The sequence below is a fragment of the Cytophagales bacterium genome (assembly GCA_019456305.1).
Taxonomy (GTDB): Bacteria; Bacteroidota; Bacteroidia; order Cytophagales; family VRUD01; genus VRUD01.
The window spans coordinates 1-2,607 of sequence record VRUD01000098.1 but is presented as its reverse complement, the minus strand read 5'-3'; the positions used below and the strand labels follow the sequence as shown (position 1 = coordinate 2,607).

The following is a 2,607-nucleotide window of genomic DNA, read 5'->3' as shown; positions in this document are numbered from 1 at the left end:
ACATTATTATGCGCCAGCCCCTGTGCCGTACTAAAAGTCGTAAAGGATTTCCCGTCATAGCGGCTCACGCCTCCGCCATATGTGCCGAACCAAAGGTTTCCGCTTTTGTCCTCGGTGATGCTCCTTACATTATTATGCGCCAGCCCCTGTGCCGTACTAAAAGTCGTAAAGGATTTCCCGTCATAGCGGCTCACGCCTCCGCCATATGTGCCGAACCAAAGGTTTCCGCTTTTGTCCTCGGTGATGCTCCTTACATTATTATGCGCCAGCCCCTGTGCCGTACTAAAAGTCGTAAAGGATTTCCCGTCATAGCGGCTCACGCCTCCGCCTAATGTGCCGAACCAAAGGTTTCCGCTTTTGTCCATGTAGCCGCAGGCAATGCTGGAGAGAGCCAACCCCTGCTCTGTGTTGTAAGTGGTGAAGTTGGCAAAGGGTGGGGTGGCGGGCGCTGCTTTAGGCGGTATTAATGGTATGGTTCTCGGGCCGCTTCGGTATTGTTTTACGTAAGAGCCACCCGGTTTTGTGGGTACGGTGATGGTGCGTGGCGGGGGGCAGGTGTCTAAGAGAACGGTTCTTGGTACTGGGTACTGGGTTCTGGGTTGTGCGGCTACCGGAAGGAAGAAAAATAATAGAATGATGAATAATAATGATGAACGCATGCGCTAAAACATAAATAAAAAATAAACCACTAATTACACGAATTACACTAAAAAATGCCTAAAATACTTAAAATTTAAAATGCCTAAAATTTAAGTATTTTAAGTATTTTAAGTATTTTAATTTGTGTAATTCGTGGTTTCATCATAGATTTATGACATAAAATCCCCATCACTTACGGGGTAGTGGGGCTTTAAAAATTACCCCGCAAGTTATAGGAAATTGATGAAAAAATCAAGTTTTTCATAATAAAAAGTGCACAAAGATAGCTATAAAAAAGAACAGGATTATTTTTTTACCTGCCTGCCGACCTGCCCGCCTGCCATTACGCTGCCTTTGCTTGTGCAAGACATATTTTTATATTATTGAGAGAGTTCGTATTATTAATATTTTTATTAAACAATTAAAGATCACCTTATTATTGCGCAAGGAATTATTTAAAAACTGCCAAACCCGCTCCCCTGGTTCCAACCCATTTATTCCCTTCATCATCTGTAATAACGGTGATCACGCTTTCGCTTTCGTCAGGGAAACCTGAATTGGATGAATTGAGTACCTTCCAGGTTTTGCCGTTAAACCGCACCAACCCTCCATCCAACGTACCAAGCCATTTAGTACCATTTTTATCAATAGCTATAGAAGTAATACCATCAGAGGGTATGTCTGAATTCCAAGTACCGTAAGTTATCCAATCCTCATGATTATATTTTACAAGACCGGCACGGGCAGTACCAATCCATACAATACCACTTTTATCAATAGCCAATGACCAGATACTGTTATCAGGCAAGCCCTTCTTTTTTTTATGTTGATAAACTGTCCACTCTTTACCCTTTTCTTCTTCCTGGTCAAATTTTGCCAGTCCTCCGCCAAAAGTTCCAATCCATATGTTATTACTTCTGTCAATAGCAATCGGGCCTACGTCATCAAAAGGCAAAGCAGAATTCTCTGAATTATAGATAGTCCAAAGTTGTCCATCCGGGTTGTATTTAACCAATCCCTTACCGGTGCCAGCCCAGACAACACCTAACTTATCAATGGCAACTGAATGGACTTTATTGTCAGGTAATTTAGAATTATCCATATTATAAGTAATCCATTCCGATCCGTCAAATTTGGTTAAGCCGCCTGATAATGTTCCGCAGCCAATCCAGATATTTCCGTTCATATCAATTGCTATTGAATTTATAAGGCTGCTGGGTGGCCCTTCACTTATACCTTCTTGTTGTCTTTTCCAGACCGTCCAGGTTGAATCTTTATTTAATTTTGCAAGGCCGCCATCTTGTGTGCCGATCCATGCACTGCCATCTTTATCTACGGCAATTGCATTAACGCGGCTATCTGGTAAATCTGAATTAGATGTATTGTAAACAGTCCAGTTTGATCTTTGGGCAACTGAAACAGTGGGCAGTAGGCAGTTGATAGTTGGCAATAGGCAGTAAGCAGCAAGAAGTAGGCAGATTCTTCGAGTACTTGGGTGGATCTTAGCGGAGTTTATCCCGAGACAGTTGGGACTTCGATATGAAATAGGCATGATAAAGTGTAGAATTTTATGTTTTGTTTTCATTTTAAAATAGTTAATCTCCTACGAATTACGAATGAAATCGAATTACGAATGAAGGGATAGAATATTCGTAATTCGGTCAAATTCGTAATTCGTAGGAAAGGCACATAAATACACTATAAGTCATAAAACGTGCCAATTTAAAAAAAAATATTTTTTACTTGCAAATGAAATTGAAAAAAAATCATTGTTGTCCGGTAAATGATAAAAATATATAAAATGAGGATGTAATACCCTTTGATTTTTGGTTTATTTATTAAAATTCTAAAAACTGCCCCCCCCCATATAAGAATAGCACCACGATTTATCGTGGTGTACAGAAATCATATAACCAGTGTTTCAGTCCGCTTTAGCGGACTTCCTTTCACTAATCATCTAATCATCAA

At 40.4% G+C, this 2,607-nt stretch carries 1 protein-coding gene and 1 pseudogene (1 of these 2 only partly in view); both read right to left on the bottom strand.

Going from position 1 to position 2,607, the window contains the following annotated elements; translation table 11 throughout:
• A pseudogene (locus FVQ77_15770) lies at positions 1-659 on the bottom strand (SpoIIE family protein phosphatase); it reaches 2,530 nt to the left of the window's first position.
• Between the two features lie 431 nt (positions 660-1,090).
• Entirely contained in the window at positions 1,091-2,224 is a 1,134-nt protein-coding gene (locus FVQ77_15765; protein ID MBW8051758.1) for a hypothetical protein, read from the bottom strand.
• Between the last annotated feature and the right edge of the window lie 383 nt (positions 2,225-2,607).